Raw genomic sequence first — 3149 nt, 5'->3', positions numbered from 1 at the left:
GTAAAAGAAGATTGTGAAAAAATAAAGAAATTCTTAGGAGAATACACAGTAAAAGAAATGAAGCCTATAGAAATAAAAGGAGAAATAGAGCATTTTACTGCGTATGATGAATATGAAACTCTAAAAAAGAACACGGACAGCTTAAAAAAGGCAGTTACTCTAACATCTTTACGAAGAGTCATAAGTTTCAATGAAGAAGGTATTATAGAAGATAAATTTATAATTGTAAGAAAAGTAGAAGACTTTGATAAAGAAATAGAAGGTGAAATTCTATCTCATCCAAAATGTATTTATACAGTTATTGAAGATGGAAGATGGGCAACTGGTGGAAAAAGTATTGATCATAACGTGGAGGCTAGTTTAAGAAAAGTAGCAATAGAAAAAGGGTATGAACTTTTGGGACTAGTGTATATAAATCTATTACTTACCACTTATGAAGATGGGTTTGAACGTATATTTTTAGAAATTTATGCACCTGTAAAATAATAGAGACATGTATTGACCTGTGAGTAACTCCTAGGTTTAAGCTGAAGATATCATCTTGGTCCTCAACCTTTGCTTTTGCAGTGCTATTTAAAAAAATCTATCCTGGGCAGAGTTTTATCCAATTTGTAAAAGATAAATTCAAGAATAAACTTAAATTATCTGTGATTCTTACTGTCAGTATGATTCAAGCTTTCATATTTTTAATGATTATGTTTCTGATATCTAAAAATAGTGAAGTAGACTCTATTTTTACTGTATCTTCATGGGGAATGCTAATCTATTTCTTTGTTAAAAACTTTCTTGCAGGGCCACTAGGAGAAGAAATAGGTTGGAGAGGTTTCGCTCAAATTGAGCTCCAAAAGAAGCATTCGCCATTAAAAGCTTCGATAATCATAGGATTTTGGTGGGGGATGTGGCATCTACCCATATGGTTTACTACAGGGTTTATGGGCATTGATTTAATCAAATATATTCTATTCTTCATGATTTCAATCATATCTATTAAGATCATCATGACAGCATTTTATAACTTAAATCAAAATTTAATCATCCCAATCATCATCCACCAATTCTTTAATTTTTTTATTGGCATAATAAACGGAAACTTAATTGATTTACTCATGTATAACGCAATTTTTTATTTAGTAGTAGCAGTTTTTATGATTGTTATAAATCCAAAGAGAATATTGTATGGAAGGGAAGATACGAATAGTAGGCATAGAAAGTACTATAGGGCATAGTGATAGATTTATTGGACTTTTTTATGAAAAACAAGGAAATCAAATTTAGTGATGGAAAATATAATTATAAGTATATCGCTATTGGAAGATGGTGAATTATGAAAAATAATATAAATGTTTATATAGGGGTAGTTGCAGCTGTAAGCATTTTTGTACTCTCGATAGTTTTTCTATATTTTAATCCATATAGTCATCAATCACCTAGTAAAGAAGCATTTGGTACTGTTTCTTTCATGGTCTTGCTTCCTTCTTTTTTAGCAATTATTGCAGCATTTGCTAGGAAAACTATTTTAATGATACTTTGTGGCGTTTGGTTTTTACCAGTAACCCTTTATCTCGGGATAGCAGTAATCCCGGGTGTTTGGAACTTATATATTTTGTTTTTAATTTGTTATTTTTTATCAATTGGTTGGATGAAAAAGAGAAATAGTTAAAAATAACAGTACTCTTTTAGCTTTTATTTAAGTAGCTAAGGATGAAAGATGGAGGTGTGTAATGAGGCGAGAACTATCGAAATTGGCAGACGTACTAGTCAATCATTCAACTAAAGTACAACCTGGTGATCAAGTATTAATTCAAAGTGTTACTGAAATAGATCCGATAGTAGTTCGTGAAATTATTAAATCAGTGGAAAAAGCAGGGGGGGATGCGCATGTATCAATGCGTGATGTTTCTGTTACGAGGCAATTGATTTTGTCAGGATCTGAAGAGCAATTTAAGTTATTTGCAGATTGGGAGTGTTATCGCTTAAGTAAGATGCAAGTATATATTAATCTCCGTAGTCCTAGAAATGCATACGAATTAGCGGATGTACCAGCAGAAAAAATGAAATTATATCAAAAGATATTTGGAAAAGCTCATAGTGAAGCAGTGTATAAAACAAGATGGGTGACAACAAGAATCCCGAATGAAGCCTCTGCGCAAGAAGCGAATATGAGTACTGGGGCTTATGAAAAATTTTATTATGATGTTTGTACGTTAGATTATAATAAAATGTCCAAAGCAATGGAGCCGTTAAAAGAATTAATGGAARAGACAAAGGAAGTAAAGATTATTGGGGAAGGTACGGATTTGAAATTTTCAATTGAAGGAATCGGTGTTTTAAAGGGGGAAGGTACGGATAATATCCCTGATGGTGAAATGTATACAGCACCTGTCAAAGATTCAGTAAATGGCGTAGTAACTTTCAATACAGTATCTGTTCAACAAGGTTATGCGTTTCAAAATATAAAGTTACATATTAAGCATGGAAAAATAATAGAGGCATATGCAAATGATACAGAGCGAATAAATCAAATTCTTGATACGGATGAGGGAGCACGATATATTGGAGAATTTGCACTAGCTTTTAATCCTTATATATTACACCCGATGAACAATACGTTATTTGATGAAAAAATAAATGGTAGTTATCATCTAGCGATTGGAGATTCGTTACAAGGTGCAGACAACGGGAATACATCAGCGATACATTGGGATTTAGTAAACATTCAAAGGCCAGAGTATGGCGGGGGTGAAATTTGGTTTGATGACGTACTGATTAGAAAAGATGGGGATTTCGTTTTACCAGAGTTATTCGGATTAAATGAAGAGAATTTAAAAAGGTAAAGAGCTTTATTTAGAGTGTGTAAAGTAGATTAAAATACAACATATCAAACTAAGTGATTTATCGTATCACTTTCCTCCAAAATTTATAGAATTCTACTTTCACTAATGTTGTAGTGATCAGACTAAGCTTGTATGTATATATTTTATGTATTCTTAAAGAGTGGGTTCTATTCACTTGAAATAGCTTTGCTCATCTAAATTTGATATTATGTTCAAGCGTAAGTTTCTGTTCTTAAGTTGATAGGCATCTGGCGGGACCCCATACTATAAAATTAATTGCTATTAATATTAATGTGTATTTAAAAGTTTGAGGAG

Annotated in this window: 2 protein-coding genes and 2 pseudogenes; all 4 read left to right on the top strand. The window is 32.1% G+C overall.

What is annotated here, in order from left to right; genetic code table 11:
- Positions 1–486, top strand: a pseudogene (locus tag AC1DJR_RS25740) (MerR family transcriptional regulator); the annotation flags it as partial.
- A 47-nt stretch (positions 487–533) separates the two neighbouring features.
- Positions 534–1226 (top strand): annotated as a pseudogene (locus AC1DJR_RS25735) (lysostaphin resistance A-like protein); the annotation flags it as partial.
- A gap of 98 nt (positions 1227–1324) precedes the next feature.
- On the top strand, positions 1325–1660 hold the full coding sequence (locus AC1DJR_RS25730) for a hypothetical protein (RefSeq protein WP_429687499.1): 336 nt from the start codon (positions 1325–1327) through the stop codon (positions 1658–1660).
- 61 nt (positions 1661–1721) lie between these two features.
- Positions 1722–2834, top strand: coding sequence for an aminopeptidase (locus tag AC1DJR_RS25725; protein ID WP_477003833.1), 1113 nt, complete (start codon positions 1722–1724; stop codon positions 2832–2834).
- Positions 2835–3149: the final 315 nt, after the last annotated feature.

The organism is Bacillus sp. 05T31, from assembly GCF_056396725.1.
The sequence above is the reverse complement of the archived record's forward strand: the minus strand, read 5'-3'. Positions and strand labels throughout refer to the sequence as shown.

What these genes read in the sequence shown, in the direction of transcription:
- AC1DJR_RS25730 (WP_429687499.1), top strand. Translation starts at nt 1,325, where the DNA reads ATGAAAAATAATATAAATGTTTATATAGGGGTAGTTGCAGCTGTAAGC.